This is a genomic window from Brevundimonas diminuta, from assembly GCF_022654015.1.
Classification (GTDB): Bacteria; Pseudomonadota; Alphaproteobacteria; order Caulobacterales; family Caulobacteraceae; genus Brevundimonas; species Brevundimonas diminuta_C.
In genome coordinates, this window is sequence record NZ_CP073063.1 from 2687501 (window position 1) to 2712130 (window position 24630).

General features: G+C 66.7%; 22 protein-coding genes. 16 read left to right on the forward strand and 6 right to left on the reverse strand.

Features of this window, described 5'->3' with window-relative positions; genetic code table 11:
* Positions 1-112: 112 nt before the first annotated feature.
* Together KAK88_RS13425 and KAK88_RS13430 are read right to left on the reverse strand one after the other, a co-directional pair.
* A complete protein-coding gene (locus tag KAK88_RS13425; RefSeq protein WP_066550668.1) occupies positions 113-538 on the reverse strand; it encodes a CBS domain-containing protein in 426 nt (141 codons plus the stop codon).
* Positions 539-640: 102 nt separating this feature from the next.
* Positions 641-1312: a rhomboid family intramembrane serine protease gene (locus KAK88_RS13430; protein WP_242076999.1), complete on the reverse strand. Its 672-nt coding sequence runs from the start codon at positions 1310-1312 to the stop codon at positions 641-643.
* Between the two features lie 119 nt (positions 1313-1431).
* Here KAK88_RS13430 and hfaA point away from each other — a divergent pair, with 119 nt between their 5' ends.
* The 4 genes from hfaA (at position 1432) to KAK88_RS13450 (ending at position 7067) form a co-directional block, all read left to right on the forward strand.
* A complete protein-coding gene (hfaA, locus tag KAK88_RS13435; protein ID WP_055754167.1) occupies positions 1432-1872 on the forward strand; it encodes a holdfast anchoring protein HfaA in 441 nt (146 codons plus the stop codon).
* A complete protein-coding gene (gene hfaB, locus KAK88_RS13440; RefSeq protein ID WP_242077000.1) occupies positions 1869-2885 on the forward strand; it encodes a holdfast anchoring protein HfaB in 1017 nt (338 codons plus the stop codon). Before hfaA ends, hfaB begins: the two co-directional genes overlap by 4 nt.
* Entirely contained in the window at positions 2845-4071 is a 1227-nt protein-coding gene (gene hfaD, locus KAK88_RS13445; protein WP_242077001.1) for a holdfast anchor protein HfaD, read from the forward strand. The genes hfaB and hfaD overlap by 41 nt, the downstream gene beginning before the upstream one ends.
* A gap of 110 nt (positions 4072-4181) precedes the next feature.
* Positions 4182-7067 carry a M16 family metallopeptidase gene (locus KAK88_RS13450; protein WP_242077002.1) on the forward strand — a complete coding sequence of 962 codons (2886 nt, stop codon included), beginning with the start codon at positions 4182-4184 and terminating at the stop codon, positions 7065-7067.
* 128 nt (positions 7068-7195) lie between these two features.
* Here the strand turns inward: KAK88_RS13450 and KAK88_RS13455 are convergent, their stop codons facing one another.
* A complete protein-coding gene (locus KAK88_RS13455; RefSeq protein WP_235559236.1) occupies positions 7196-8098 on the reverse strand; it encodes a hypothetical protein in 903 nt (300 codons plus the stop codon).
* A 302-nt stretch (positions 8099-8400) separates the two neighbouring features.
* Between KAK88_RS13455 and ileS the strand changes: the two genes are divergently transcribed.
* The 5 genes from ileS (at position 8401) to KAK88_RS13480 (ending at position 15015) form a co-directional block, all read left to right on the forward strand.
* Positions 8401-11322 carry an isoleucine--tRNA ligase gene (gene ileS / locus KAK88_RS13460; protein ID WP_242077003.1) on the forward strand — a complete coding sequence of 974 codons (2922 nt, stop codon included), beginning with the start codon at positions 8401-8403 and terminating at the stop codon, positions 11320-11322.
* Between the two features lie 771 nt (positions 11323-12093).
* Positions 12094-13347: a cation:proton antiporter gene (locus tag KAK88_RS13465; protein ID WP_242077004.1), complete on the forward strand. Its 1254-nt coding sequence runs from the start codon at positions 12094-12096 to the stop codon at positions 13345-13347.
* 40 nt (positions 13348-13387) lie between these two features.
* Positions 13388-13588 carry a DUF2093 domain-containing protein gene (locus tag KAK88_RS13470; protein ID WP_039247108.1) on the forward strand — a complete coding sequence of 67 codons (201 nt, stop codon included), beginning with the start codon at positions 13388-13390 and terminating at the stop codon, positions 13586-13588.
* Positions 13585-14442: a M23 family metallopeptidase gene (locus KAK88_RS13475; protein WP_242077005.1), complete on the forward strand. Its 858-nt coding sequence runs from the start codon at positions 13585-13587 to the stop codon at positions 14440-14442. The genes KAK88_RS13470 and KAK88_RS13475 overlap by 4 nt, the downstream gene beginning before the upstream one ends.
* Positions 14443-14508: 66 nt before the next feature.
* Entirely contained in the window at positions 14509-15015 is a 507-nt protein-coding gene (locus KAK88_RS13480; RefSeq protein ID WP_066624523.1) for a response regulator, read from the forward strand.
* Here the strand turns inward: KAK88_RS13480 and KAK88_RS13485 are convergent.
* Complete coding sequence (locus KAK88_RS13485) at positions 14973-15887, reverse strand: lysophospholipid acyltransferase family protein (RefSeq protein ID WP_242077006.1); 915 nt, start codon at positions 15885-15887, stop codon at positions 14973-14975. The genes KAK88_RS13480 and KAK88_RS13485 overlap by 43 nt on opposite strands.
* 43 nt (positions 15888-15930) lie before the next feature.
* Positions 15931-16701 carry an SDR family NAD(P)-dependent oxidoreductase gene (locus KAK88_RS13490; RefSeq protein ID WP_242077007.1) on the reverse strand — a complete coding sequence of 257 codons (771 nt, stop codon included), beginning with the start codon at positions 16699-16701 and terminating at the stop codon, positions 15931-15933.
* Positions 16702-16810: 109 nt separating this feature from the next.
* On the opposite strand from KAK88_RS13490, the gene KAK88_RS13495 reads away from it, so the two are divergent.
* From KAK88_RS13495 to KAK88_RS13510, 4 genes are all read left to right on the forward strand, one after another.
* Positions 16811-18082 (forward strand): EAL domain-containing protein, encoded by a 1272-nt coding sequence (locus KAK88_RS13495; RefSeq protein WP_026108661.1) that lies wholly within the window; start codon positions 16811-16813, stop codon positions 18080-18082.
* 192 nt (positions 18083-18274) lie between these two features.
* Positions 18275-19144 carry a TIGR01459 family HAD-type hydrolase gene (locus tag KAK88_RS13500; protein WP_242077008.1) on the forward strand — a complete coding sequence of 290 codons (870 nt, stop codon included), beginning with the start codon at positions 18275-18277 and terminating at the stop codon, positions 19142-19144.
* A 39-nt stretch (positions 19145-19183) separates the two neighbouring features.
* Positions 19184-19645: a MaoC family dehydratase gene (locus KAK88_RS13505; protein WP_017506733.1), complete on the forward strand. Its 462-nt coding sequence runs from the start codon at positions 19184-19186 to the stop codon at positions 19643-19645.
* Complete coding sequence (locus KAK88_RS13510) at positions 19645-20577, forward strand: bifunctional riboflavin kinase/FAD synthetase (protein ID WP_242077009.1); 933 nt, start codon at positions 19645-19647, stop codon at positions 20575-20577. Before KAK88_RS13505 ends, KAK88_RS13510 begins: the two co-directional genes overlap by 1 nt.
* Here KAK88_RS13510 and KAK88_RS13515 read toward each other — a convergent pair.
* Positions 20572-21099 carry a gamma carbonic anhydrase family protein gene (locus KAK88_RS13515; protein WP_242077010.1) on the reverse strand — a complete coding sequence of 176 codons (528 nt, stop codon included), beginning with the start codon at positions 21097-21099 and terminating at the stop codon, positions 20572-20574. The genes KAK88_RS13510 and KAK88_RS13515 overlap by 6 nt on opposite strands.
* Before the next feature lie 310 nt (positions 21100-21409).
* Between KAK88_RS13515 and KAK88_RS13520 the strand changes: the two genes are divergently transcribed.
* From KAK88_RS13520 to KAK88_RS13530, 3 genes are all read left to right on the forward strand, one after another.
* A complete protein-coding gene (locus KAK88_RS13520) occupies positions 21410-22201 on the forward strand; it encodes a PhoH family protein (RefSeq protein WP_091752533.1) in 792 nt (263 codons plus the stop codon).
* Between the two features lie 126 nt (positions 22202-22327).
* A complete protein-coding gene (locus tag KAK88_RS13525; protein ID WP_242077011.1) occupies positions 22328-23650 on the forward strand; it encodes a UDP-glucose dehydrogenase family protein in 1323 nt (440 codons plus the stop codon).
* On the forward strand, positions 23647-24624 hold the full coding sequence (locus tag KAK88_RS13530) for an SDR family NAD(P)-dependent oxidoreductase (RefSeq protein WP_242078605.1): 978 nt from the start codon (positions 23647-23649) through the stop codon (positions 24622-24624). Before KAK88_RS13525 ends, KAK88_RS13530 begins: the two co-directional genes overlap by 4 nt.
* Positions 24625-24630 lie beyond the last annotated feature (6 nt).

The following is a 24630-nucleotide window of genomic DNA, read 5'->3' on the forward strand; positions in this document are numbered from 1 at the left end:
TTTCCGAGCGAGGCGGCTCTATACGGACCACCAACTTTGTCAGCAAGCGGATTCTGACACGAGAGGGGAAGTTTCTCGCAAAACCGGAATCGGCAAACGGCGCGCGCCCCACTCAGCCTGCAATATAGGTCCGCAAGCTCTCGGCCTCATGGGCGTGTTCGGCGATCTGGCACTTCACCACGTCGCCGATGGAGATGACGCCGACCAGACGATCCGCCTGCATGACTGGCAGATGCCGGATGCGCCGATCGGTCATGCGGGTCATCAAGGCCGACATCTCCTCGGCCGGTTCGGCATAGATCACCTTGGCCGTCATATAGTCGGCGACCGGGCGGGCCAGCGCATCGGCGCCATCGGCCGCCAGCGCCTTGACCACATCGCGTTCGGAAAACACCCCGACCACGCGGTCGCCGTCACAGACGACCAACGCCCCGACCCGCTTCTGCTCCAGTTCTGCGCACGCCTGGGTCACCGTCAGATCCGGCGCGATCGAGAAGACGGCGTTTCCCTTGGTTTTGAGGATTTCGGCGACGAACATCGCGGTCCCTTCTCTCTGTAAGAGACGACCGCAGGGCCGGAATGGCGACAGGGCCGCTCAGGGCGCGATGATCGCTCAGCCCCCGCCCGGAATCAACGCGTCTCAGGGACGAGGCGCGGCGCCCGTTCCGAACACCCGCCCCAGGGGACCGATGGCCAGAAAGCCGACGACGAAGCCGACCGCGTGGGCCTCCCAGGCGATCCTGGCCCCCTCGGCGCCGGGCAGTCCGCCGATCATTCCGGTAACCGCGTTGACCGCCATCCAGGTGATGGCCGCGCCGATCACGCGCCGGTCGCCCATCTGCAGGACCCTGCCCTGCCCGCCCAGCAGTCGTGTCGCGGCGCCGATCAGGCCGAATACGGCGCCGGACGCGCCGACCATCGGCTCGCTGGATCCCCAGTGGATCAGTCCATAGCCCAGCGACGCCAAGACGCCGCACGCCAGATAGAAGAGCAGAAAGACTGTCGGACCAACCTTGGTCCCGAACAGCCGCGCCACCGGCGTCCCGAACGCCAGCGCCGCCACCGCATTCATGATGGCGTGGGTCCAGCCGCCGTGCAGCAGCATCGCCGTCAGCAGGCCGCCCCACCGCCCCTGCTCCAGATCTACGGGCGCGAAGGCCATGCTCATGCCCATGTCGGGCAGGTCGCGCTGGAAGAAATAGAGGGTCGGCATCGATGCCGCGATCAGCAGCACGACCAGCGGCACATTGAACATCGGCTCTCGCGCCGGGCGGCTGTTCGGCGGATCGAATCGACCGGATGCGTCTGACATGGCGCCACAAATGCTCAGTGACCTGCGTCACATCAAGCGCTTCTTAATAACCTTAATGCAGGTTGGGGCGCGGATCACGGTCGTGGTCCGGCGTCCGTTTGTGCGCGAGGAACCCCGGAATGCCCGCCAAGAGGCTGTTTGTATCCACCGCCGTCATGGCCTTCGCCGCCGCTGCAAGCGTGCCGGCGATCGCGCAGTCGACGGGTTCGGGCGGCGCTTCGCGCTTCCAGCAGGGCTATGGCGGCGCGCGAACGGCCGCCAATACGGCCGCGACCGGCTATACGCGTGACGCCAACGGCAATCGGCTGATCGTCAACGGAATCATCCAGTCCGGCGCCTCATCCTATTCCAGCCAGTCCGGCGGCGCGGCCTCGGCCTATGCCGGCGCAGGCGCGTCCAGCAACGGCGGCACGACCATCGGCGGCTCCACCGCCATCGGCAATCAACTGAACGTGGTGGTCCAGGGCAGCCGCAACACCGTCATCGTCAACTCGACCCAGACCAACACCGGCGCCATCAACGCCGGTACGGCCCTGAACGGGAACATCAACCTGCCATGAGCCGCCGTCATTTCATCAAGGGGTCCGCCGCCGTCTCGGCCGTCGCCCTTCTGCTCGCCGGTTGCGTCAGCCCGGTCGCGGGTCCATCGGGTCAATATGCGACGCCGATCGGCAATGCGCCGGTGACCGCAAACCCCACACCCTATTCCGCTGCGCTCTATTGCCTGGCCGACTACGCCCGTCGCTACAACCTGCCCTCGCCGCGCATGGCTGTCGGCCGGATCAGCGACTACACCGGCACGGTGTCGTCCGACGGCGGCCGCCAGATCACCGGCGGCGCGTCCCTGATGGCCAACTCAGCCCTGGCCAAGGCCGGCGCCCGCATCGTCGAACGCTACGACACCTCGGTGTCCGAGCTTGAGCTGCGCTACGCCAACAACAAGCTGATCGGCGACCAGGCTCCTGACGCCAAGGGGCCAGAGGACACCCAGTACCGCCGCATCCTGGCCGGCCAGGTGCCGGGCTCAGACTTCTATGTCGTCGGCGGCATTACCGAGGTGAACTACAACATCCGCTCCGGAGGCTTCGACATCGCCGGCGGCGAGGTCGACAGCAATCGCCCCGGTTCGGGCATCGTCAATCACCGCGTCTATGTGATGAATATCGCCATGGACCTGCGCCTGGTCCAGACGACCACATTGGAGGTGGTCGATGTCGTTTCCTATCAGAAGCAGATCATCGGCCGCGAAATCTCGGCCGGCGTGTTCGACTTCCTGAACGGCAATGTCTTCGACATCTCGGCCGGCACCGGCGGGATGGAGCCGACGCAGCTGGCCGTCCGCGCTCTGGTCGAACGGGCTACGGTCGAGTTCATGGCCAACCTCTATGGCGCGCCCGGCCCCGAAATCTGCCTGAACCCCGCCAACGACCCGCTCGGCGATTCCACGGTCGGCCCGACCGGCGGCTATTATCCGGCCTATCCCACTCAGGACACCAACAATGGCCAGACCCGCGCCGATCCGACTCGTTGGCATGATGGCCGCGACGGCGACGTTCGCCGCACTCGCCACTGAGGCGAGCGCCCAGCAAACGCCGGCCTGCGATCCGCAAGCCGGCGAAACCTGCTCCAGCACCCAGACCCAGACCGGCGACGTCACCGGCCTGGTGGATATCGACCTGTCCGTCGATCAGGTGACCGTCAGCACAAACGCCCAGGGCAATGCGCTCGCAGGCGGGGTCACAGCCGCCTCCGCCGGCCTGGTCTCGCGCCAGTCGATTACGGGCGCCACCGTGGCCCGCAGCAATGTGGTCGTGAACGGAGAGGCCGACGGCCAACTCAGCGTCGATACGACCGCGCGCGGCAACTACCTGGGCGTCACCACCGATCGCGCGACCTTCGCCGCCGACGCCAGCCAGTCCGCGACCGGCGACCGGGTCGAAGCGGGCACCTATGTCCAAGCGCCGAACGGCCGCGTGCTGCAAGGCGGTTTCGCGACCAGCACCGCCGTCGCCAACACCGTCGCCCTGGGCGGCCCCTCCTCGTCCCTGACCGGCGTCATCGACCAGCGCGCCCAGACCACCGTCTTCGCCGAGACCTTCGCCGACGTTCAATACATCCCCGCGCCTGCGACCTTCTCGTCCCAAGCCGTCGCCAATGCGGTCCAGACCAACACCACCGGCTCCTCGCACCAGGATCTGGCCATCCGTCAGTCGAACGCCGCCTCGACGACCGAGGCGCGCACCGATGTCTATGTCGATAACGGCTGGGACCTGACGGTCGGCGCCAACGCCGGGGCCAACCAGGCGATCACCGCCAATGCCGGCGGCTCCATGCTGATCCAGACGGACCAGGCCAACGCCGGCCGCGTCCGCGCCGACGCCCGCGTCCAGACCAACCTCCAGGGCCAGACGGTTCTGGCGGCCCGCAGCGTCGCCAACGAGACGGTCGCCGGCAACAACGACATCTATCTGAAGCTGGACAACACTCAGCTGAACACCGGCGGTGTCGAGGCCAACGCGACCTATGTCGGCGTCAACGGCTATGACGCCTACGTCGGCTCCGACGCAGTCGGCAATGCGGTGACCGGCTATGCCTGCTCCCAGTGCGGCGGCGACGTCAACGTCAACAACACCCAGACCAACAGCGGCAATGTCACCGCGACCACCAACGCCACGGTCTCGTCCGGCCGCACCGCCGTAGTCGGCGCCAATGCGGTCGGCAACAGCGCCAGCTTCTACATCAGCCGCCCCGGCGGCTGATCCGAACATGACAAGTCGGTAAGGTTTGCCAGCCCCGCTTGCTGCGAAGGCAAGCACCCTTTACACATCCGGCATCGCGCCATCGGGGGTTGCGGTTTCGGAGTGATATCATGCGTTCTGCGCGTCATCTGCTGCTTGTCGCCGTCTCGGGACTGGCCCTGACCACCGGGGCGTTCGCCGCCCCCGCTCTCGCCCAGACCGCGCCGCCCGTTGCGGCCGCCGCCGGTCAGGTCGCGCCGTCCGCCCCTTGGGCCCAGGCCGCCAGCGACATTCCCGCCGATCCGGCCGTCCGTTACGGCCTGCTGCCCAACGGCATGCGCTACGCCCTGCTGCACAATGCGACGCCTCCGGGCCAGGCCTCGTTCCGCCTACGCATCGACGCCGGCTCGCTGATGGAGCGCGACGACCAGAAGGGTCTGGCCCACTTCATGGAGCACATGGCCTTCAACGGCACCAAGGACGTGCCGGAAAACGAGATGCTGCGCATCCTCGAACGCCTGGGTCTGGCCTTCGGCGCCGACACCAACGCCTTCACCAGCTTCGACCAGACCGCCTATGTGCTGGAGTTGCCCAATACCAAGGATGAGACGGTCGACCCCAGCCTGCACATCTTGCGCGAGATGATGTCGGCGGCTCTGATGGCGCCGGATGCCATCGACTCCGAGCGCGGCGTCATCGTCGGCGAGGAACGTATCCGCGACACGCCGCAGTCGCGCGTGCTGAAGACCCAGCTTGCCCTTCTGGCGCCCGGTCAACGGCTCTCTGAACGCCTGCCCCTCGGCGAGCTCGACATCATCCGCACCGCGCCGCGCCAGCGCTTCGTCGACTTCTACGACGCCTACTATCGCCCCTCGCGCGCCACCTTCATCGCCGTGGGCGACTTCGACGTGGATGCGATGGAGGCCAAGGTCCGCGCGGCCTTCGGCGACTGGACGCCGACCGCCGCCGATGGTCCCGAGCCCGACCTGGGAACCGTCGCCCCGCGTCAGCCGCAGACCAGCATCTTGGTCGAGCCGGGCATCCAATCCTCGATCCAGATCAACTGGATCAAGGCCCCGGACCTCAGCCCCGACACGGCCGCCGAACGCGCCGCCGACGTCCGTCGCGGCCTGGGTCTGGCCGTGCTGAACCGTCGCCTGGGCGAGATCGCCCGCGCCGACAACCCGCCCTTCATCGGCGCCGGCGCCGGCTATCAGTCGCTGTTCGACAGCCTGGACGCCGGCACCCTGTCGGTCGCCTTCAATCCCGGCGGCTGGCAGCGCGCGCTGGAAAGCGTCGAGCAGGAAAGCCGTCGCCTGGCCGAATACGGCGTCAGCGACGCCGAGCTTCAGCGCGAGATCGTCAACACCCGCACCGCGCTTCAGAACGCCGTCGCCTCGGCCGCGACCCGTTCGACCTCGGCGCTGGCCAACGGCCTTCTGGGCGCCGTGAACGACGACCAGGTGTTCAGCTCGCCCCAGACCAATCTCGATCTGTTCAACAAGGCTGTCGAAGGCCTGACCATCGACCATGTCAATCAGGCGACCAAGGCGGTCTTCGAGGGCCAGGGCCCGCTGCTTCTGTTCAGCTCCCCCGTCCCGGTCGAGGGCGGCGAGGCCGCCGTCACCGCTGCGCTGGAGGCCTCGCGCAACACCCCGGTGCAAGCCCGCGCCGCCGAGGCCGAGTTGAAATGGCCTTATGACAACTTCGGCGCCCCCGCGGTGCCCGCCGCCCGTTCGGAAGTGGCCGATCTCGGCGCGACCCTGGTCCGCTTCCCGAACGGCACGCTGCTGAACATCAAGAAGACCGACTTCCGCGCCGATCAGATTCTGGTCAGCGCCCGCACCGGTCTTGGCGAACTGGGCCTGCCTGCCGACACCCTGTCGCCCCTGTCGATGGCCAGCACCGTCCTGGCCCCCGGCGGTCTGGGCAAGCTCAGCCTAGACGAGATGAACCGCGTCCTCAGCGGCCGCACCTACAGCGCCGCCGTCAATCAGGCCGGCGACGCCTATATCTTCGCCGGCGCCACCAAACCGGCCGATCTCCAGCTGGAGCTTCAGGTTCTGGCCGCCTACCTGACGGACCCCGGTCTGCGCGGCGCCTCGTTCGAACAGACCAAGGCCATGTTCCCGCAGATCCTGGCTCAGCTAGGCGCCACGCCGCGCGGCGTCTTCCAACGCGACGCCTCGGGCCTGCTGGCCAGCGGCGACGCGCGTGAGACGACCCCGACCGCCGAACAGATCGCCGCGATCCAGATCGACGACATCCGCTCGGGCGTTCGCTCGGCCCTGGCGCAGGGTCCGGTCGAGATCACCGTCGTCGGCGACGTCGATATCGACGCGGTCATCGCCGCCGTCGGCTCGACCTTCGGCGCCCTGCCCTCGCGCGGTCAGGCGCCCACGCCGCCCGCCGGCTCGACGGTGCGCAAGTTCCCGGCTCCGACCGCCACGCCGGTCCAGCTGTATCACACCGGACCCGCCGAACAGGCGTTGGGCTTCGTCGCCTGGCCGACCACCGACCAGGTCGAAGATCGCAAGACCGCGCGTCAGCTGTCGATCCTGTCGGACGTTCTTCAGCTGCGCCTGAACGACGAAATCCGCGAGAAGCAGGGCCTGGCCTATTCGCCCAGCGCCGGCTCGACCGCCTCGGACACCTATCCGGGCTACGGCTACATCTCGGTGACGGCGGAAACGCCGCCGGCGGCCCTGCCCAAGCTGTTCGAGACTGTGGACGCCATCGCCGCCGACCTGCGCGACAATCCGATCAGCGAGGACGAACTGAACCGCGCCCGCCGCCCGGCGGTCGAACGCATCCGTCGCAGCATGGCCGACAACGGTTACTGGCTGACCCAGCTGTCGCAGGCCCAGAGCGACCCGGCGACGCTGGACCAGACCCGCAACCAGATCGCCACCTTGGAAGCCGTCACCGCCGCCGACCTTCAGGCCCTGGCTCGCCAGTATCTGAAGTCCGACAGCGCCTGGCGCGCCACCGTCACCGCTCAAGCGGCGGCCCAGTAACGCCCACGAAAAAGGCCCCGGTTCTCGCGAACCGGGGCCAGTCGTCAGGATCGTCGACGGAGAGCCGACGGTCGCCTTATCTCATGTCCCGCCTGATCGGCGGCTGAACGGGCGTGTTTAGGTCCGGTTCAGAAGACCCGGCCGCCCACGCCGCCGTCCAAGGTGATCACCCCGGTCAGCACGGTCGCGCTCTCGACCTGCTCCTCACGGTATTCGGTGTATTCCTCTTCGCGATACATCGTCAGGATCTTGATCCCGGCGCCATAGCGACGCAGCAGCGAACGCTCGTTGCAATCCCGCTCGGGCTTCTCGGGCCGGCATTCCAGCTTGCCGCCCGTCCCGTACCACAGCGCCTCATGCTTGCGGCAGGTCAGGGTCGTGCCGTGATCAAAGCTGATGTCGCCATTGTAGTCGGCGATCGTCGCCTGCAGCCACGTGCCCGACAGACAGCGGTACAGCTCGCCCTCGAACCCTTCGGCGATCTCGCGATCCGGCCGCACCTGCGAGGCGGGGTGCGGCACCTGGCGGTCGTCGATGCAGACCGCCTGGATCACGACCCGCTTCATCATGCTGCGGAAGGCGCTGTAGGGGGTGCGCACCGTCTGTGCGATCACGCCCTCGACGGCCAGGCCCTGGATCGTGGTCGGATAGGGCTGATCGACGCTGACATAGGCCGCGCCGCCGCCCCCGCCGAAGCTGCCCGAAAACCCGCCGGCGCGCGCATTGACGTAGGACCGTGCGCCCGCGTTGGCGTTGGCCCCGGCGCCCGCGTTCGCATTGGCGCTCGCGCCAAGGTTCACGTTCACATTGACGTTGGTGTTGATGTTGCCGTTCCAGTTTCCACCGCCGCCGGGACCGCAGTTTCCACCGCCGTTGCAGGGCGGCGGCTCAGGCGGAGGCGGCGGCTCGCACGACGTGCAGGGCGGCGGCTGACAGCCGGACGTGCATTGCGCCAGCGCGGCTCCGGCGCCCGCCGAGACGGCGAGACCGGCCGCCAGGCCCAGCATCCATTTCGTGATCCGCAGCCGCATCGGCGGGAACTCCCAAGCGAATATCGTGTCGGCCGAACAAGATTCCGGCCGATCCTCCCGTCACAAAACCGCAAAAGCCTTTCGTTTCCGTTGATGAGGCCTGCGCTTCGGGATGGCGCAATGCCGCATCCGTCTGCTAGACCGCCCGCACAATGACCGTCCGCGTCTCCATTCGCCTGATTTCGATTAGCCGCCCGGCGTAGCGCTCCTGGGCCTCATGGCCCCGTGCACGCCGGGAAGACCGCCCTGATGATCGGGCGAACGAAGACAGCGACCTAATTTTCAAGACGCCGAGACGACCCATGGCCGACGCCCCCGAAAACACCTCCGAATCCACCGCCCGCGACTATCGCGACACCGTCTTCCTGCCCGAGACGCCCTTCCCCATGCGCGGCGGCCTGCCCCAGAAGGAGCCGGTCATTCTGGAACAGTGGGGCGACCTCTACGGGACCCTGCGCGCCGAGCGGCAGAAGCAGAACGCCCCCCTCTACGTCCTGCATGACGGCCCGCCCTACGCCAACGGCGACATCCATATCGGCCATGCGTTGAACAAGACGCTGAAGGACTTCGTGGTCCGCAGCCGGTTCCTCCTGGGTTACGACGTCGACTACGTCCCCGGCTGGGACTGCCACGGCCTGCCGATCGAGTGGAAGATCGAGGAGCAGTTCCGCGCCAAGGGCCGCCGCAAGGACGAGGTGTCCAAGGACGAGTTCCGCCGCGCCTGTCGCGAATACGCCGGCAAATACATCGACCTGCAAAAGGACCAGTTCCACCGGCTGGGCATCGTCGGCGACTTCGCCAACCGCTACGCCACCATGGACTTCACCTCCGAGGCGGCCATCGTCGCCGAGTTCCACAAGATTAAGAACTCGGGCCAGCTCTATCGCGGTTCCAAGCCCGTCATGTGGTCGCCGGTCGAGCGTACGGCGCTTGCCGACGCCGAGATCGAATACCACGACCACGTCAGCCCGACGATCTGGGTCAAGTTCCCGGTCACGGCCATGTCCGACGACCATCCCGACGACCTCCTGGCCTTCCGCTCCAGCACCCCGTCCATCGTCATCTGGACGACCACGCCCTGGACCATCCCGGCCAACCGCGCCATCAGCTACGGCCCCGAGATCGCCTATGGCCTGTATGAGGTCACGGCCATGGAGGAGGGCCTGGAGTTCGCGCCCTGGGCCAAGCCCGGCGACCGCCTGATCCTGGCCGACAAGCTGGCCGAGGAGGTGTTCAAGGCCGCCAAGATCGCCGCCTGGACCCGCGTCTACGACATCAATCCGTCGGGCCTTGAGACCGCCCACCCGCTGGCCGCGCTCGACAGCGGCTATGGCTTCTCGGTTCCGCTTCTGGCCGGCGACCACGTCACCGACGACGCCGGCACCGGCTTCGTTCACACCGCGCCCGGCCACGGCGCTGACGACTTCGAGGTCTGGAAGGCCCACGGTCATCACGAGGTGCCCGATACCGTCGATCCCGACGGCGCCTACTACCCCGGCGTCCCCCTGTTCGCGGGCCTGAAGGTGCTGGAGACCGAAGGCAAGAAGACCGGCAAGTTCGGTCCCGCCAATGGCGCGGTGATGGAAAAGCTGATCGAGGCCGGCAATCTGCTGGCGCGCGGGCGGCTGGAGCATTCCTATCCGCACAGCTGGCGCTCGAAGGCCCCGATCATCTTCCGCAACACCCCTCAGTGGTTCATCCGCATGGATCAGCCCCTGAAGAGCGGCGACACCCTGCGCGAGACGGCGCTGAACGCCATCGACGCCACCGCCTTCCACCCGGTCGCCGGCAAGAACCGCATCCGCTCGATGGTCGAGGGTCGTCCCGACTGGCTGGTCAGCCGCCAGCGCGCCTGGGGCACGCCTCTGGCCATGTTCATCGACAAACAGACGGGCCAGCCCCTGCATGACCCCGAGGTCGACGCCCGCATCGTCGCGGCCGTCGCCGAACACGGGGCCGACATCTGGTTCACCGCGCCCGACAGCGACTTCCTGGGCGCCCACGACCCGGCCCGCTATGAAAAGGTCGAGGACATTCTGGACGTCTGGTTCGACTCCGGTTCGACCCACGCCTTCACGCTGGACCCGCGCCTGCCGGAAAACGGCTACACCGGCGACCGTCCCGCCCACTGGCCTGCCGACCTCTATCTGGAAGGCTCCGACCAGCACCGCGGCTGGTTCCAGTCGTCCCTGCTGGAAGGCTGCGGCACGCGCGGCCGCGCCCCGTTCAAGGCGGTCCTGACCCACGGCTTCACCCTCGACGAGAAGGGGGAGAAGATGTCCAAGTCCAAGGGCAACACCACCGACCCCCTGACCATCATCAAGGAGTCGGGCGCCGACATCCTGCGTCTGTGGGTGGCCCTGGTCGACTATTCGGACGACCAGCGGATCGGCAAACAGATCCTGCAGACCACGGTCGACGCCTATCGCAAGCTCAGGAACACCGTCCGCTATCTGCTGGGCGCCCTGGCCGATTTCGACGAGGCCGAACGCCTGCCGCTAGACCAGATGCCGCCGCTTGAGAAGTTCGTCCTGCACCGCCTGCACGAGCTCGACGCTCAGGTCCGTGCGGCCTACGGCGAATACCGCTTCCAAGACGTCGTCCGTCCGGTGCTGGAGTTCTGCGCCGGCGACCTGTCGGCCCTGTATTTCGACATCCGCAAGGACGCCCTGTACTGCGACCGCCCCGACAGCCAGCGTCGCCGCGCCGCCCGCACGGTGATGGACGAAGTGTTCATGCGCCTCACCGCCTGGCTGGCCCCGCTGACGCCCTTCACCATGGAAGAGGCCTGGACCACGCGCTTCCCCGACGTCGGCTCCAACTGCGCGCGGGTGATGCCCGACACCCCGGCCGAATGGAGCAACCCGGCCGAAGCCGAGCGTTGGGCGGCGATCAATACAGTCCTCGAAGTGGTCAATGAATCGCTCGAAGCCGCCCGCCGCGAGAAGCTGATCGGCGGCGCCCTGGACGCGTGGCCGACCGTCACCGCCCCGGCCTCAGCCTTCGCCCCGTTCGAGGGCCTCGACGCGGCCGAAATCTTCCGCACCTCGGGCGTCGATCTTGTCGAAGGCGAGACCATCTCGGTCACGGTCGCTGTCGCCGATTACCCCAAATGCGCCCGCTCATGGCGCCGCGTCCCCGACGTCGGCTCCGACCCCGCCTACCCCGACCTCTCGGCCCGCGACGCCGATGCGGTTCGGTACTGGGACCAGACGCACGCCTGACGAACCCTTCTCCCCTCGGGGGAGAAGGACAGCACAACATCGTCTCCTCCCCACGCGTGGGGAGGGGGACCGCGAAGCGGTGGAGGGGTTCTTGAGGTGCCACAGGCCCGCGATGCGGTGAAGAGCCCCTCCGTCACGGCGCGAAGGCGCGCCGCGCCACCTCCCCATGAAATGGGGAGGTGGCGCTGGTCAGCCATCTCAATGCCGCTGATCCATTTCCAACAATTCCAACCGCTTGCCGATTTATGTCCCCCGTCGCCCATCCACGGGGTCAAACGGCCCCATAATGCCGCCGTCTCGTCGCACCGGAGGGCTCGCTTGGCCTGCGACCTTGCGGCGGCGGGAGCGGATGGAACGGGAGCGATGGTGAAATCCCATCGCGGCGCCGGGCTGATCAGCCGGGGAATCGCCCCGGCGTCCGCAGTCGCGTCGCAGGGTCGAGGGGGATACTCGGCCGGACCGGGGATCGGGGATCGCTGCTCCGACCCGCCCGTCGCAGGCTTATGGGGTTAGGCGATAAGACCGCCACCGCTCGGCGCCCCGAGCTTGCAGGCCAACCCTCCGCGCGGAGCGTCATACCCTTCGTCGAAACGGTACTTACAACTCACACTCCGGGCGAAGGCCCGGCGCTCATGAACTTCGCAGGCCAAGGCCGGTAAGTCGAAGCCGTTTTCCGTCCCGCGCGACACCGCGTCATCTTGTCAAACCGCCCCTCGCGCCCCAACTGCAAAGCCTACCCAAATCACACCTTCGCTCGCGACAGGAGCCCTGATGCCGCATGCCGACAGCCTGATTCTCACCCTGGTCGGGGGCTTCGTCCTCGCCTTCGTGTTCGGCATGCTGGCGCATCGGCTGAAACTGTCGCCCCTGGTGGGCTATCTGGTCGCGGGGGTCGTCGTCGGGCCCTATACGGGCGGCTTCGTCGCCGACACCGAACTGGCGCCGCAGTTAGCCGAGATCGGCGTCATCCTGCTGATGTTCGGCGTCGGCCTGCACTTCTCGCCCAAGGATCTGATGCAGGTCCGAAAGGTCGCCATCCCCGGCGCCTTGGTTCAGATCGGCGTCGCCACCGTGCTGGGGTGGGGGCTCGGCCGGTTTGTGCTGGGCCTGGGCGATGTCGAGGCTCTGCTGATGGGTTTCGCCCTGTCCGTCGCCTCGACCGTGGTTCTGCTGCGCGCTTTGGAAGAGCGCAAACAGGTCAAGGGCGAGATCGGCCGCATCGCCGTGGGCTGGCTGATCGTCGAGGATCTGGTCATCGTCATCGCCCTGGTCATGCTGCCCATGATCTTGGTCCCGGCCGGAACCCAGACGGATTTCGCTGCGCTAGGGACCGACGTCGGCCTAACCCTGCTCAAGGTCGTGCTGTTCGTCGTCGGCATGCTGGTCGTCGGCGGCAAGGTCATTCCCTGGCTGCTGATCCGCATCGCCCACACCAAGTCGCGCGAGCTGTTCACCCTGGGCGTTCTGGCCATCGCCCTGGGCATCGCCTGGCTGGCCTATTTCCTGTTCCATTCCTTCGCGCTGGGCGCCTTCCTGGCTGGTCTGGTGATGAACGCCTCGCCCCTGGGTCACAATGCGGCCGAGCGGTCACTGCCGCTGCGCGACGCCTTCGCCGTATTGTTCTTCGTCTCGGTCGGCATGCTGTTCGACCCGATGATCGTGGTGCGCCAACCGTGGGCGGTCCTGGGCGTGCTGGGCATCGTCATTGTCGGCAAGTCGGTTGCGGCCCTGGTCATCACCAAGACCTTCAAGCTGGATCGCCCAACTGGCTTCACCGTCGCGGCGTCCCTGGCCCAGATCGGCGAGTTCTCCTTCATCCTGGCGGCGCTCGGCGTATCCCTGGGCGCCATGAGCCGCGAGACCCACGACCTGATCCTGGCCGCCGCCCTGCTGTCGATCTCGCTGAACCCCTTCGTCTTTCTGTTCACCGACCGGATGGGCGGAAAGCCGAAGCCGCCCACCGCCGGCGCGATCCGACCCGCAGCCGCGGACGGCCCGATCACGGATGCGGTCGCGGCGCCCTGAGCCCCTTTCCGCACCGCGCGCCGCCCGCTATCGTCTGCTCATGGACAAAATCGCCGCAGATCAGGCCGTTCTTCACTATGGCGACGGCGAGTTCGCCGTCCTGAAGCCCGGCCGCTTCGTGCGCTGCGCCGTGACGGACAAACCGATCCCGCTGGAAGTCCTCCGCTACTGGAGCCCCAGCCGTCAGCAGCCCTATTTCGGCCCTGCCGAATTCATCGCGGCCCAGCAAGGCGATCAATGATCCCGTCGCGCCGCGCCCTGCTGACCGGCGCGGGCGCCAGCCTGATCGCCGCGCCGCTGATGGCTGAGGATCGCGGCACCCTGCCGCTGGCCTTGAACGGTGCTTGGCGTCAGGGCGGCTACGCCTTCGGTAGTACTGCGCCGCGCGCCTTGATCTTCGTCGATGGCGAGGCTCTGACCACCGCCTCGGCCGCCGGGCTCTTCGTGATCGGCTTTGATCGCGACGCCGGTCCAACCACCCAGGTCGAGGCCCGGTCCGGCGAACGAACCGCCCGACGTATGCTCGACATCGCTCCCTACGCCTTCCCCTCAACCAGTGTGAACGGCCTGCCGCCCTCGACCGTCGAGCCCAGCGATCCCGCCCTCCTGGCCCGCATCCAGCAGGAGATCGCGCTGAAGACGGAGGGCTTCGCCAGCCGCATCGACTCCGACGACTTCAAGGACGGCTTCGTCTGGCCGCTGGAGAGCTACCGCGTCTCCAGCGCCTGGGGCGCTCAGCGCGTCCTGAACGGCACGCCCGCCCGGCCACACTACGGCATCGACCTGGCCGCCCCCCAGGGCAGCGTGATCCGCGCACCCGCCGACGGCCGCATCGCCTTCGTTCGCCCCGACATGCATTTCGAGGGCGGCCTGACCCTGATCGACCACGGCCAGGGCCTGATCAGCTGCTATCTGCACCAGTCGCGGCTGGACGTGGCGCTGGGCCAGCGCGTCCGGCGCGGCGATGCGCTGGGCCGCGTCGGCATGACCGGCCGCGCCACCGGCCCCCACCTGTGCTGGCGCATGAAATGGCGCGATCGCAACCTGGATCCGTCACTCATGATCGGGGCGCGTGTTCCAGAAAGTCTAGCCTGATCAAAGGCTCCTCTTGCGAGACTACGCATATCCACTTAGCCTCAATCCAAGATCTGGCGGGGCCCGATGTTTTCTCTGAAATCGCTGAACGTCCTGCTTGTGGACGACAATCAGAATATGCGCGCCATCGCGTCAGCCGTGCTGCATTCGGCCGACATCCGCAACGTCTATGAGGCGTCCGAAGGCGCGACGGCTTTCGATCTGCTGCGTCGCCACGCGATCGATCTGGCCATCGTCGATTTCAACATGTTCCCGCTGGACGGGGTCGAGTTCACCCGCCTCGTCCGCACCAGCCCCGACAGCCCCAATCCGTTTCTGCCGATCATCATGATGACCGGCCATTCCGAACGAAGCCGCGTCTACGAGGCCCGCGACGCCGGGGTGACCGAGTTCATCGTCAAGCCGATCACCGCCAAGGCCGTGCTGGATCGGTTGAACGCCGTCATCATGAAGCCGCGCCCCTTCATCAAGGCCGACGGCTATATCGGCCCCTGCCGTCGACGCCGCGATACGCCCGACTACGCCGGGCCCTACCGTCGAGGATCGGACGCCTCGCGGTCCAACGCCGCATAGACCTTGTCCGGCCAACGCTTGTGGACCCAGAACCAGTCCACGGGATGCTCTCTGACCCGGTCCTCGACGAAGCGATTGGCGGCCTGGATGCCCGCCAGAGTATCGGCCGCCTTGTCCTCGCTTTGATTGACCACGATCGGCTCGTGCGCCGTGACCCGGAATCGCACGCCAGGCAGGCGCACCACCGACAGCGGCAGCATGACCGTGTCGAACTTCAACGCCAGCCTCGCCGCTCCAGGCGATGCGTTCACCGGCTGGCCGAAGAACTCCACCTCCGGCCCCTGATTGTATTTCTGATCGACCAGCAAGGCGATGGAGTCGCCGCGCTTCATCCCCGCCATCAGCTCGCGCGTCCCGTCGCCCTTGGGCGCGAACAGGCGGATGCCGTATCGCTCCCGGCTCTGGCGGATCAGGGTGTCGACGTACGGATTATTGGCGGCGCGATAGGTCACCTGACACGGCACGCCCGAGGCCATGATCACCGCCGCCATCACCTCGAAGTTGGCCAGGTGGCCCGAGATCAGCACCGCTGGTTTGCCGCTGTCGCGCAGGGCGTGCAGCCGCTCCATCCCGACCACCTCGACCCGCCCGCCTTCAGGCGTCAGATGGTCCATGACCGCCAGCTCAGCGAAGGTCCGGCCCGTCTGGTCCCACTGCGCCAGGGCCAGGGCCTCGCGCTCATCGCTCGGCATGTCGGGAAAGGCGATGCGGAGGTTTCGCATCACCGTCTTCTGCGTGCCGGTCAGCGGCCCCAGGGTGCGCAGCAGCCAGCCGCCCAACCCCGAAGCCCGCTCGACGCCCAACAGGCGCAGAAAGCCGAACAGCGCCTGAAAGCCGAAGGCCTCCAGGCGCCAGATCAGATCCTGCTTCACGCTTGTCGCGCTACCGCCCGTCGGGCGGCTTGAGCGCGTGTCTTCACCAGGCAATCGTCAATCCACCGTCCACCACAAGGGTCTGGCCGGTCACATAGGCCGACGCAGGGCTGCACAGATAGACCGCCGTGCCCGCGATTTCATCGGGCTGGCCGATCCTTTTCAGGGGCGCCGGCTCGGTGACCTGTTTCAGAAGCTCCGGGTTCTCCCACAGGTACTTGGCGAAGTCGGTCTGAACCAGCCCAGGCGCGATGCAGTTGACCCGCACGTTAGACGGCCCCCACTCCACCGCCAGATTGCGCACCAGCTGCATGTCGGCGGCCTTCGAAATATTGTAGGCGCCGATCAACGCATTGCCGCGCAGGCCCCCGATGGACGAGATCACCAGGATCGACCCGTCCTTGCGCTCCACCATCTGTGGCGCGACCATCTGGATCAGCCAGTGGTTCGAGATGACGTTATTCTGCAGGATCTTTTCGAACTGGTCGTCGGCGATGCCCGCCATCGGCCCGGCATAGGGATTGGTCGCGGCGTTGCAGACCAGGATATCGATCTGGCCGAAGGCGGCGTTGGTCTCATCGACCAGCCGCTGCAAATCCTCCTTCGAGGCGATGTTGGCGGGAACAGCGATGGCCCGACCCTCGCCGTGCTTGCCATTGATCTCGGCGGCGACCTCGTCGCACGGCCCGGCCTTGCGCGACGAGATGACGACCTTGGCGCCATGTTCGGCCAGCCGCTCGGCGATGGCCTTGCCGATTCCCCGCGATGAGCCGGTGATGATTGCGACCTTGCCGGTCAGATCGAACAGTTCCATTGCGTTTCCCGTAGGTTTGGCGGGGATATTTGCAGCCCCGCTCTAGCCGAATGACATTGATAGCCTGATACTCAGGCGATTCCATCCGGGAGTGGCCGACCGCCAGCCGATGCGCAACGTAACAACGGGCTTTCTCTACTTCGCCTATCTGTTCCTCGGCATGACCGTGGGCGCCTTCCTGTGGCGCGCGGGCTTGGGGATCGGCGCAGGCGTGGCCGGAACGCTCGGTGCACTGGGTCTGCTGGGCGCCTTCCACGGCATCGTCACCGGCATCGCCGAGCGCCGCGTCCTGAAAAAGGAAATCGGCCAGGTCCGCGAGGCCCACCGTCTGCTCGCCGATGCGATGGAATCGACCCAGGGCGCCCTGACCGAACTGGCGCACGCCATCGAGACCGGCGTCCTGTCCGACACCGACGCCCTGACCGGCGAGGTCCGGATGCTGGAATCGCTGGTCCAGCAGATGAGCGAAAGCATCGACGAGCGCTTGGCCGCCGCGCCGCATATCGGCGTCGAGACCTTCGAGGGCCGTCGCATGGCACAGTCCAACGTACTGCTGCGCACCATCCACGAAGCGCTCAGCGAAGGGCGCGTCGATCTGTATCTGCAGCCGGTTGTCTCCCTGCCCCAGCGCCGGACGATCTTCTACGAGAGCTTCACTCGGCTGCGCGACGCCACCGACCGCGTCATGATGCCGGCCGAATATCTGTCCCTGGCCGAGGGCGAGGGCCTGGTGCCGGCGATCGACAATCTGCTGCTATTCCGCTGCGCCCAGATCGTGCGGCGGCTGGCGCGTCAGGATCGCAAGGTCGGCGTCTTCTGCAACGTGGCCCTGACCTCGCTGGGCGACGAGACCTTCTTCCCGCAGTTCTTGGACTTCCTCAGCGAGAACCGCGACCTGAACCAGGCACTGATCTTCGAACTGGGTCAGGCCACCTTCGACGCCCGCGGCGCCATCGAGGCGCGCAACATGGCCAAGCTGGCCGACCTGGGCTTCCGCTTCTCGCTGGATAAGGTCCAGACGCTGGACCTCGACTTCGCCGACCTGCAGCGCTCGGACGTCAAGTTCATCAAGGTCGCGGCCGACCTGATGATCGAGCAACTGCTGGACCTGGACGGCGGCGCGCCCTTGCGCTCCATGCCCGACATCCAGGCCGCCGACTTCGCCGCCCTGACCCGCCGCTACGGCGTCGAGGTCATCGCCGAAAAGGTCGAGAACGAACGCCAGGTCGTCGACATCCTCGAACTGGACGTGGGCATGGGCCAGGGCCACCTGTTCGGCGAACCCCGCGCCATCAAGGAACAGGTGCTGGCCGAAACCGACCCCCCGGCCGAGTTCCTGCGCTCCACCCTGCGCAGCGCCGAGCAGCGCAGGCGTTACTAGAGCCACTGTCCCGTCTCCTCCCCGCTTTGCGGGGAGGTGGCGCGGCGCCCCTTCGCGCCGCGACGGAGGGGGTCTTCCCCCAAAACAGGCGCCGGGCCAGTTTCAAGAACCCCTCCACCGCTTCGCGGTCCCCCTCCCCATTTCATGGGGAGGAGACTTTCGCCTCTGCGTCGTAGCGGCTACCAAAGTCCCATGACCCTCCCCCACGCCCTGCCCCACCTCGGCGCCGTCGCTGGCGACTATGACATCCTGCTCTGCGACGTGTGGGGCGTGATCCATAATGGCCGCGAGAGCTGGGCCGCGCCGTGCGAGGCGCTTACGCGGTTCAACCGCGAGGGCGGCCACGTCGTGCTGATCTCCAACTCGCCCCGCCCGGCCTCGGACGTGATCGCTCAGCTGGACGGGCTGGGCGTGCCGCGCGAGGCATGGAAGGCCTTCGTCACCTCCGGCGACGCTACCCGCGCCGAACTGGCCAAGCGCGCGCCCGGTCCAGCCTGGATCGTCGGCCCCGAACGGGACGCGCCGCTGTACGCCGGCCTTGGCCTCGAGCGCGCCGCGTCGCCTGATGACGCCGCCTTCATCTCCGTCACCGGCCCGGTCGACGACACCGTCGAAACGCCCGAAGACTACCGTGAGCGGTTCGCCGTCGGCGCCGCACGTGACATCGAACTGATCTGCGCCAATCCCGACCGGGTCGTCCAACGCGGCGACCAGCTGATCTACTGCGGCGGAGCGCTGGCCGACCTCTATGAATCGCAGGGCGGCCGGGTCGTCATGGCGGGCAAGCCCTTCGCCCCGATCTACGACCTGGCGATCAAGGAGGCGGAAGGCCTGCTGGCCCGCCCCGTCGATCGCTCGCGCGTCCTGTGCATCGGCGACGGCGTCGTCACCGACGTGATGGGCGCAAACGCGCAAGGGCTGGACTGCCTGTTCATCGCCCAGGGCATCCACGGCGACCAGGCCAAGGGCGAAGACGGCGGGCTCGATCCCGCCCGCGCCGCCGCTTTGCTGAAGGCGGAAACGACCTATGCGCGATACGCCGCGCTCGAACTGAACTGGTAAGGCTCGCCATTTTGTCGCACCGCCGCTAAAGCCTCATCCATGGTCGAATTGGTTCAGCAGCATCCGTCCGGTGGTTACATCCTGGACGAACTTCACGTCGGCATGGCGGCCGAGAAAATCGTCGTCGCGACGGAGGACCGCATTCGGCTGTTCGCCGAGGCGTCCGACGACTTCAACCCGGTGCATCTGGACGAGGCCTTCGCCTCCAAGACCGCCTATCGCGGCCGGATCGCTCACGGCCTGCTCAGCGCCTCGTTCGGCTCGGCCGTAGTCGGCACCATCCTGCCGGGCGCCGGCTCGATCTACATTTCCCAGACCCTGGCCTTCCATCAGCCGGTGCGGATCGACGACGTCGTGCGCATCCTGATCACGGTGATCGAGGTCGAGCCCGAGAGCGCGCGGGTCAAGCTCAGCTGCGAAGGCTTCGTCGGCGAGACCATGATCATGGACGGCGTCGCCGTCGTCCGCGTGCCGCGCCGGCGCAAACCGTCCCAGCGTTGATGCAGATTGTCCGCGACTGGTGCGACCTGCCGGACGCGCTGAAAGGCGCGGCGGTCGCCGTCGGCGCCTTCGACGGCGTGCATCGTGGACATCAGGCCGTCATCGCCGGCGCACGCGAAGCGGCCGAACGGCTGGGCGCGCCGCTGGGCGTCGTCAGCTTCGATCCTCATCCCCGCCGCTGGTTCCAGAAAGACGCCGCGCCCTTTCGACTGATGACGTCCGACCAGATGGCCGAGGCCCTGGCGCCGCTGGGTGTGGACATCCTGTATCTTCTGCCCTTCGACGCCGAGATGGCCGGCATGACCGACGCCGCCTTCGCCGAGCGAGTTCTGGCCGAGGGTCTGAGCATCCGCCACGCCGCCGTCGGGTTCGATTTCACCTTCGGCAAGGGCCGATCCGGCTCGCCCGAGGCCTTGCGCGCCTACGGCGAGCGGCTGGGCTTCACCGTCTCGGTCGCCGAACGGCTGGATGACGCGGATGGGCTGAAGCTGTCGTCCAGCGCCGTTCGCGAGGCCTTGAAGGCCGGCGACATGGCCCGCGCCGCCGCCATCCTGGGCCGCCCCTTCGCTATTCGCGGCGAGGTGATTCACGGCGACAAGCGCGGTCGCACCATCGGCGTGCCGACGGCCAACATCGCGCTCGGCGATTATATGCGTGCTGCCTACGGCGTCTATGCGACCCGCAGCCGTTTGCCGGACGGACGGGTGATCGACGGCGTCGCAAGCCTGGGCGTGCGTCCCATGTATGCGCTTGAGACCCCGCTGATGGAGGTCTGGCTGTTTGATTTCGACGGCGACCTGTACGGCCAGACTCTGGACACCGAACTGGTCGCCTGGCTGCGTGGCGAGGAGACCTTCGACGGTCTCGACGCCCTGGAGACCCAGATCAACGCCGATGCGGCGGCGGCGCGAACCGTCCTCAGCCGATCATAGAGACCGAAGCTCCGCCGCGAACCGCTTCCAGTTTTGCACATAATGGTCGGCCGACATCTGCAGCACGGCGATGTGCGCCGGGTCACGTTCCCGCACCACCTTGCCCGGTTGCCCCACCACCAGACTGTTGTCCGGGATGATCTTGCCCTCGGTGATCAGCGCATTGGCGCCGATGATGCAGTTCCGGCCGATCTTGACCCCGTTCAGCACCACCGCCCCGATGCCGATCAGGCTGTAGTCGCCGACCTCGCAGCCATGCAGCATGGCCTTGTGTCCGACCGTCACGCCGCGCCCCAGCGTCAGCGGCGACCCCATGTCGGTGTGAAGCACGCTGCCGTCCTGAATATTGCTGTCAGGCCCCACTGTGATCGGATCGTTGTCTCCGCGCAGCACGGCGCCGAACCAGACACTGGCGTTGGGATGGAGAATCACATTCCCTATCACCGATGCGCTTGGCGCCACCCAGTATTCGCCCTGCGGCGGAAGCTGCGGTTTGCTGTCGCCCAAGGCGTAAATGGTCATCTGTACACCGCCTAATCTTTGAAAAACGAGGGCTTTAACGGATCGCTAACCACGATAGCATCATTCTGTTGATGCGATTCGCGGGTCGCCATTTCGGCCCCGGATCCGAAACCGGATCAAGCCCGATCCGGTCATCAAGTCGGGGCTTTCGCGTGGCGCGTTGGGATCCTGGTTCGGTTGTTCGGCGGCGGGCTCACCCCGTTGCAGACGCCCCTGCTGTCGATCCGGGCCGCTGCTGTGCAGGTCGCGACCTCTTCCTCCCCAAGACCATCCAAGGCGGCGCCCGTTCGGGTCCGCCTTTTTTCATGCCCTGGAGGCGTCCATGACCAAGCGTGCTGCAACCAAGCGTCAAACGCGTGAACACGGAATCCTGGATTCGCGTGATTTCATGGAGGAGTCGAAAGTTCGTCGGCTTCACGCCCCGCATAACGAGCGATCAGGGTGGTCGCCCTATCCTTCGAACGACGACCGCGACCAAGGCTACCTGAAGACGCTGAAGCCCAAGTCCGAGGGCCAGGGCGAACTGATGGAGGCCATCGATCACCACAACCTGGTCATGGCCCTGGGTCCCGCAGGCACCGGCAAGACCTATCTCGCCGTCGCCAAGGCGGTCGAGGCGCTGGAGGCGGGCAAGGTGGGCCGGATTGTCCTCAGCCGCCCCGCTGTCGAGGCCGGCGAATCAATCGGCTTCCTGCCCGGCGACATGGAAGACAAGCTGGCCCCCTATCTGCGCCCGCTCTACGACGCCCTGTCCGATCGTCTGTCGATGAAGCGGGTCAAGGCGCTGATGGCCGAAGGTCTGATCGAGATCGCCCCGGTCGGCTATATGCGCGGCCGCACGTTGAACAACGCCTTCATCGTCGTGGACGAGGCGCAGAACTGCACCTACGTCCAGCTGAAGATGCTGCTGACCCGTCTGGGCTGGCATTCGACCATGGTGGTGACCGGCGATCCGCAGCAGTCGGACCTGCTGCCCGGCATCTCGGGCCTGTCGGACATCTCGGCGCGACTGGAGGCCGTACCCGACATCGCCGTGGTGCGTCTGGCCGAGCGCGACATCGTCCGTCACCCGCTAGTCGCCTCGATGATCGGCGTCCTCTAACCCATGATCCTGCAGCCGACGCTGGACGGCGTCGGCTGCACACCCGTTGCACCGCGAAACCAAAAGCCATTGTCCCCGGGCGCGCCGCACCGCTAAAGGTCGGCTCGCGGCTGATGAGGGATTTCGATGCGCGTAGCGATGATTGGGACGGGCTATGTGGGCCTGGTGTCCGGCGCCTGTTTCGCCGACTTCGGCCATGTCGTCACCTGCATCGACAAGGACCCGTCCAAGATCGAGCGGCTGGAGCGTGGCGAGATCCCGATCTATGAGCCGGGGCTGGATGATCTGGTCGCCGCCAATGTGCGCGAAGGCCGACTGTTCTTCACCCTGGACGGCGCCGAGGCCATTCGCCGGGCCGACGCCGTCTTCATCGCCGTGGGCACGCCGACGCGGCGCGGCGACGGTCATGCCGACCTGTCCTACGTCCACGCCGCCGCTGAAGAAATCGCCGGCCTGATCGAAGGCTTCACGGTCGTCGTCACCAAATCGACCGTTCCGGTCGGCACGGGAGACGAAGTCGAAGCCATCATCCGCAAGACCAATTCTAACGCCGACTTCGCCGTCGTCTCCAACCCCGAATTCCTTCGTGAAGGCGCCGCCATCGGCGACTTCAAACGCCCGGACCGCGTGGTCATCGGCATCGACGACATGACCGGCGACGCCGGCGGCCGCGCGCAGAAGGTCATGAGCGAACTCTATCGTCCGCTGAATCTGAACGAGAGCCCGCTGCTGTTCGTGGGCCGTCGCACGTCCGAGCTGATCAAATACGCCGCCAACGCCTTCCTGGCGATGAAGATCACCTTCATCAACGAGATGGCCGACCTGTGCGAAGCCGTCGGCGCCGACGTTCAGCAGGTCGCGCGCGGAATCGGCTTGGACAAGCGGATCGGCTCGAAATTCCTGCACGCCGGACCCGGCTATGGCGGCTCGTGCTTCCCCAAGGACACGATCGCCCTGGTCCGCACGGCCCAGCAGTATGGCGCGCCGACCAAGCTGATCGAGGCCACGGTCGAGGTCAACGACGCCCGCAAGAAGGCCATGGCCGACCGCGTCGCCGCGACGTTGGGCACGAGCGTCCAGGGCAAGACGGTCGCCCTGTTGGGTCTGACGTTCAAGCCGAACACCGACGACATGCGCGATGCGCCGTCTCTGGACATCGCGCCTGCCCTGATCGCCGCCGGCGCGACCGTCCAGGCCTTCGATCCCGAAGGCATGCACGAAGCCGCCAAGCTGTTGCCGGACATCCAGATGAAGGACAGCGCCTATGACGCCGTCGTCGGCGCCGACGCCGTGGTCCTCGTCACCGAATGGGACCAGTTCCGCGCCCTGGATCTGGACCGCATCAAGCTGCTGATGAAACAGCCGGTCCTGGTCGATCTGCGTAACATCTATCGGCCCGAGGACATGAAGCATCGCGGCTTCCGCTACATGGGCATAGGGCGCGGCTGATGGGCGCGCCGATCCTCGTCACGGGTGCGGCCGGCTTCATCGGCATGCACGTCGCCGAGCGTCTGCTGGACCGAGGCGAGCAGGTGATCGGCGTCGATGTCTTCAACGACTACTATGATCCGCGGCTTAAGACCGCCCGCGCCGCCCGGCTGGAAAGGCGAGACGGCTTCAAGATGGTCCGCGCCGACATCGCCGATCACCAGCAGATGCGCGCGCTGGTCGCGGACGCCGGGATCAAGCGGATCGTTCACCTCGCGGCTCAGGCGGGAGTCCGCTACTCGCTCGAAAATCCCTTCGCCTATGAGCGGTCCAACTTGGCCGGCCATCTGTCGATGCTGGAGGCCGCGCGGCACAATGACGTGACCCACCTGGTCTATGCCTCGTCCAGTTCCGTCTATGGCGACCGGCCGCTGGAAGGTTCGGGCTTTCGCGAAGACGATCCGACCGTCCACCCTGTGTCGCTCTACGCCGCGACCAAGCGCTCGTGCGAACTGATGAGCCAGAGCTACGCCAAGCTTTATGGCTTCCCGCAATCGGGCCTGCGATTCTTCACCGTCTATGGCCCCTGGGGCCGGCCCGACATGGCATATTTCAGCTTCACCCAGAAGATCGTGCGCGGCGATCCGATCGAGGTCTATGGCGAAGGCCGTATGGCGCGCGACTTCACCTATATCGACGACATCGTCGATGGCGTGATCGCCGTGCTGGACCGTCCCCCCGAGCAGGGCGTGCACGAGGTCTACAACATCGGCGACAGCCAACCCGTCGGCCTGATGGATATGATATCCACGCTGGAAACCGCGCTCGGCGTCAGCGCGAACAAGATCATGCGGCCGATGCAGCCCGGTGACGTCACCGCCACCTATGCGGACATTTCCAAGCTGAACGCCCTGTGCGGCTATCAACCCAAGGTTCCGCTGAAGATCGGACTGGAAAAGTTCGTCGACTGGTGGCGTCAATACGAGAACGGTTGACGCAAG

Excerpts from the sequence above, each read along its gene's own strand:
- KAK88_RS13455 (WP_235559236.1), bottom strand. The coding sequence starts at position 8,098 with ATGCGGCTGCGGATCACGAAATGGATGCTGGGCCTGGCGGCCGGTCTC.
- KAK88_RS13465 (WP_242077004.1), top strand. The coding sequence starts at position 12,094 with ATGCCGCATGCCGACAGCCTGATTCTCACCCTGGTCGGGGGCTTCGTC.
- KAK88_RS13490 (WP_242077007.1), bottom strand. The coding sequence starts at position 16,701 with ATGGAACTGTTCGATCTGACCGGCAAGGTCGCAATCATCACCGGCTCA.
- KAK88_RS13525 (WP_242077011.1), top strand. The coding sequence starts at position 22,328 with ATGCGCGTAGCGATGATTGGGACGGGCTATGTGGGCCTGGTGTCCGGC.
- KAK88_RS13450 (WP_242077002.1), top strand. The coding sequence starts at position 4,182 with ATGCGTTCTGCGCGTCATCTGCTGCTTGTCGCCGTCTCGGGACTGGCC.
- KAK88_RS13495 (WP_026108661.1), top strand. The coding sequence starts at position 16,811 with ATGCGCAACGTAACAACGGGCTTTCTCTACTTCGCCTATCTGTTCCTC.
- hfaB (WP_242077000.1), top strand. The coding sequence starts at position 1,869 with ATGAGCCGCCGTCATTTCATCAAGGGGTCCGCCGCCGTCTCGGCCGTC.
- KAK88_RS13505 (WP_017506733.1), top strand. The coding sequence starts at position 19,184 with ATGGTCGAATTGGTTCAGCAGCATCCGTCCGGTGGTTACATCCTGGAC.
- KAK88_RS13430 (WP_242076999.1), bottom strand. The coding sequence starts at position 1,312 with ATGTCAGACGCATCCGGTCGATTCGATCCGCCGAACAGCCGCCCGGCG.
- KAK88_RS13500 (WP_242077008.1), top strand. The coding sequence starts at position 18,275 with ATGACCCTCCCCCACGCCCTGCCCCACCTCGGCGCCGTCGCTGGCGAC.
- KAK88_RS13470 (WP_039247108.1), top strand. The coding sequence starts at position 13,388 with ATGGACAAAATCGCCGCAGATCAGGCCGTTCTTCACTATGGCGACGGC.
- hfaA (WP_055754167.1), top strand. The coding sequence starts at position 1,432 with ATGCCCGCCAAGAGGCTGTTTGTATCCACCGCCGTCATGGCCTTCGCC.
- ileS (WP_242077003.1), top strand. The coding sequence starts at position 8,401 with ATGGCCGACGCCCCCGAAAACACCTCCGAATCCACCGCCCGCGACTAT.
- KAK88_RS13480 (WP_066624523.1), top strand. The coding sequence starts at position 14,509 with ATGTTTTCTCTGAAATCGCTGAACGTCCTGCTTGTGGACGACAATCAG.
- KAK88_RS13475 (WP_242077005.1), top strand. The coding sequence starts at position 13,585 with ATGATCCCGTCGCGCCGCGCCCTGCTGACCGGCGCGGGCGCCAGCCTG.
- hfaD (WP_242077001.1), top strand. The coding sequence starts at position 2,845 with ATGATGGCCGCGACGGCGACGTTCGCCGCACTCGCCACTGAGGCGAGC.
- KAK88_RS13510 (WP_242077009.1), top strand. The coding sequence starts at position 19,645 with ATGCAGATTGTCCGCGACTGGTGCGACCTGCCGGACGCGCTGAAAGGC.
- KAK88_RS13425 (WP_066550668.1), bottom strand. The coding sequence starts at position 538 with ATGTTCGTCGCCGAAATCCTCAAAACCAAGGGAAACGCCGTCTTCTCG.
- KAK88_RS13515 (WP_242077010.1), bottom strand. The coding sequence starts at position 21,099 with ATGACCATTTACGCCTTGGGCGACAGCAAACCGCAGCTTCCGCCGCAG.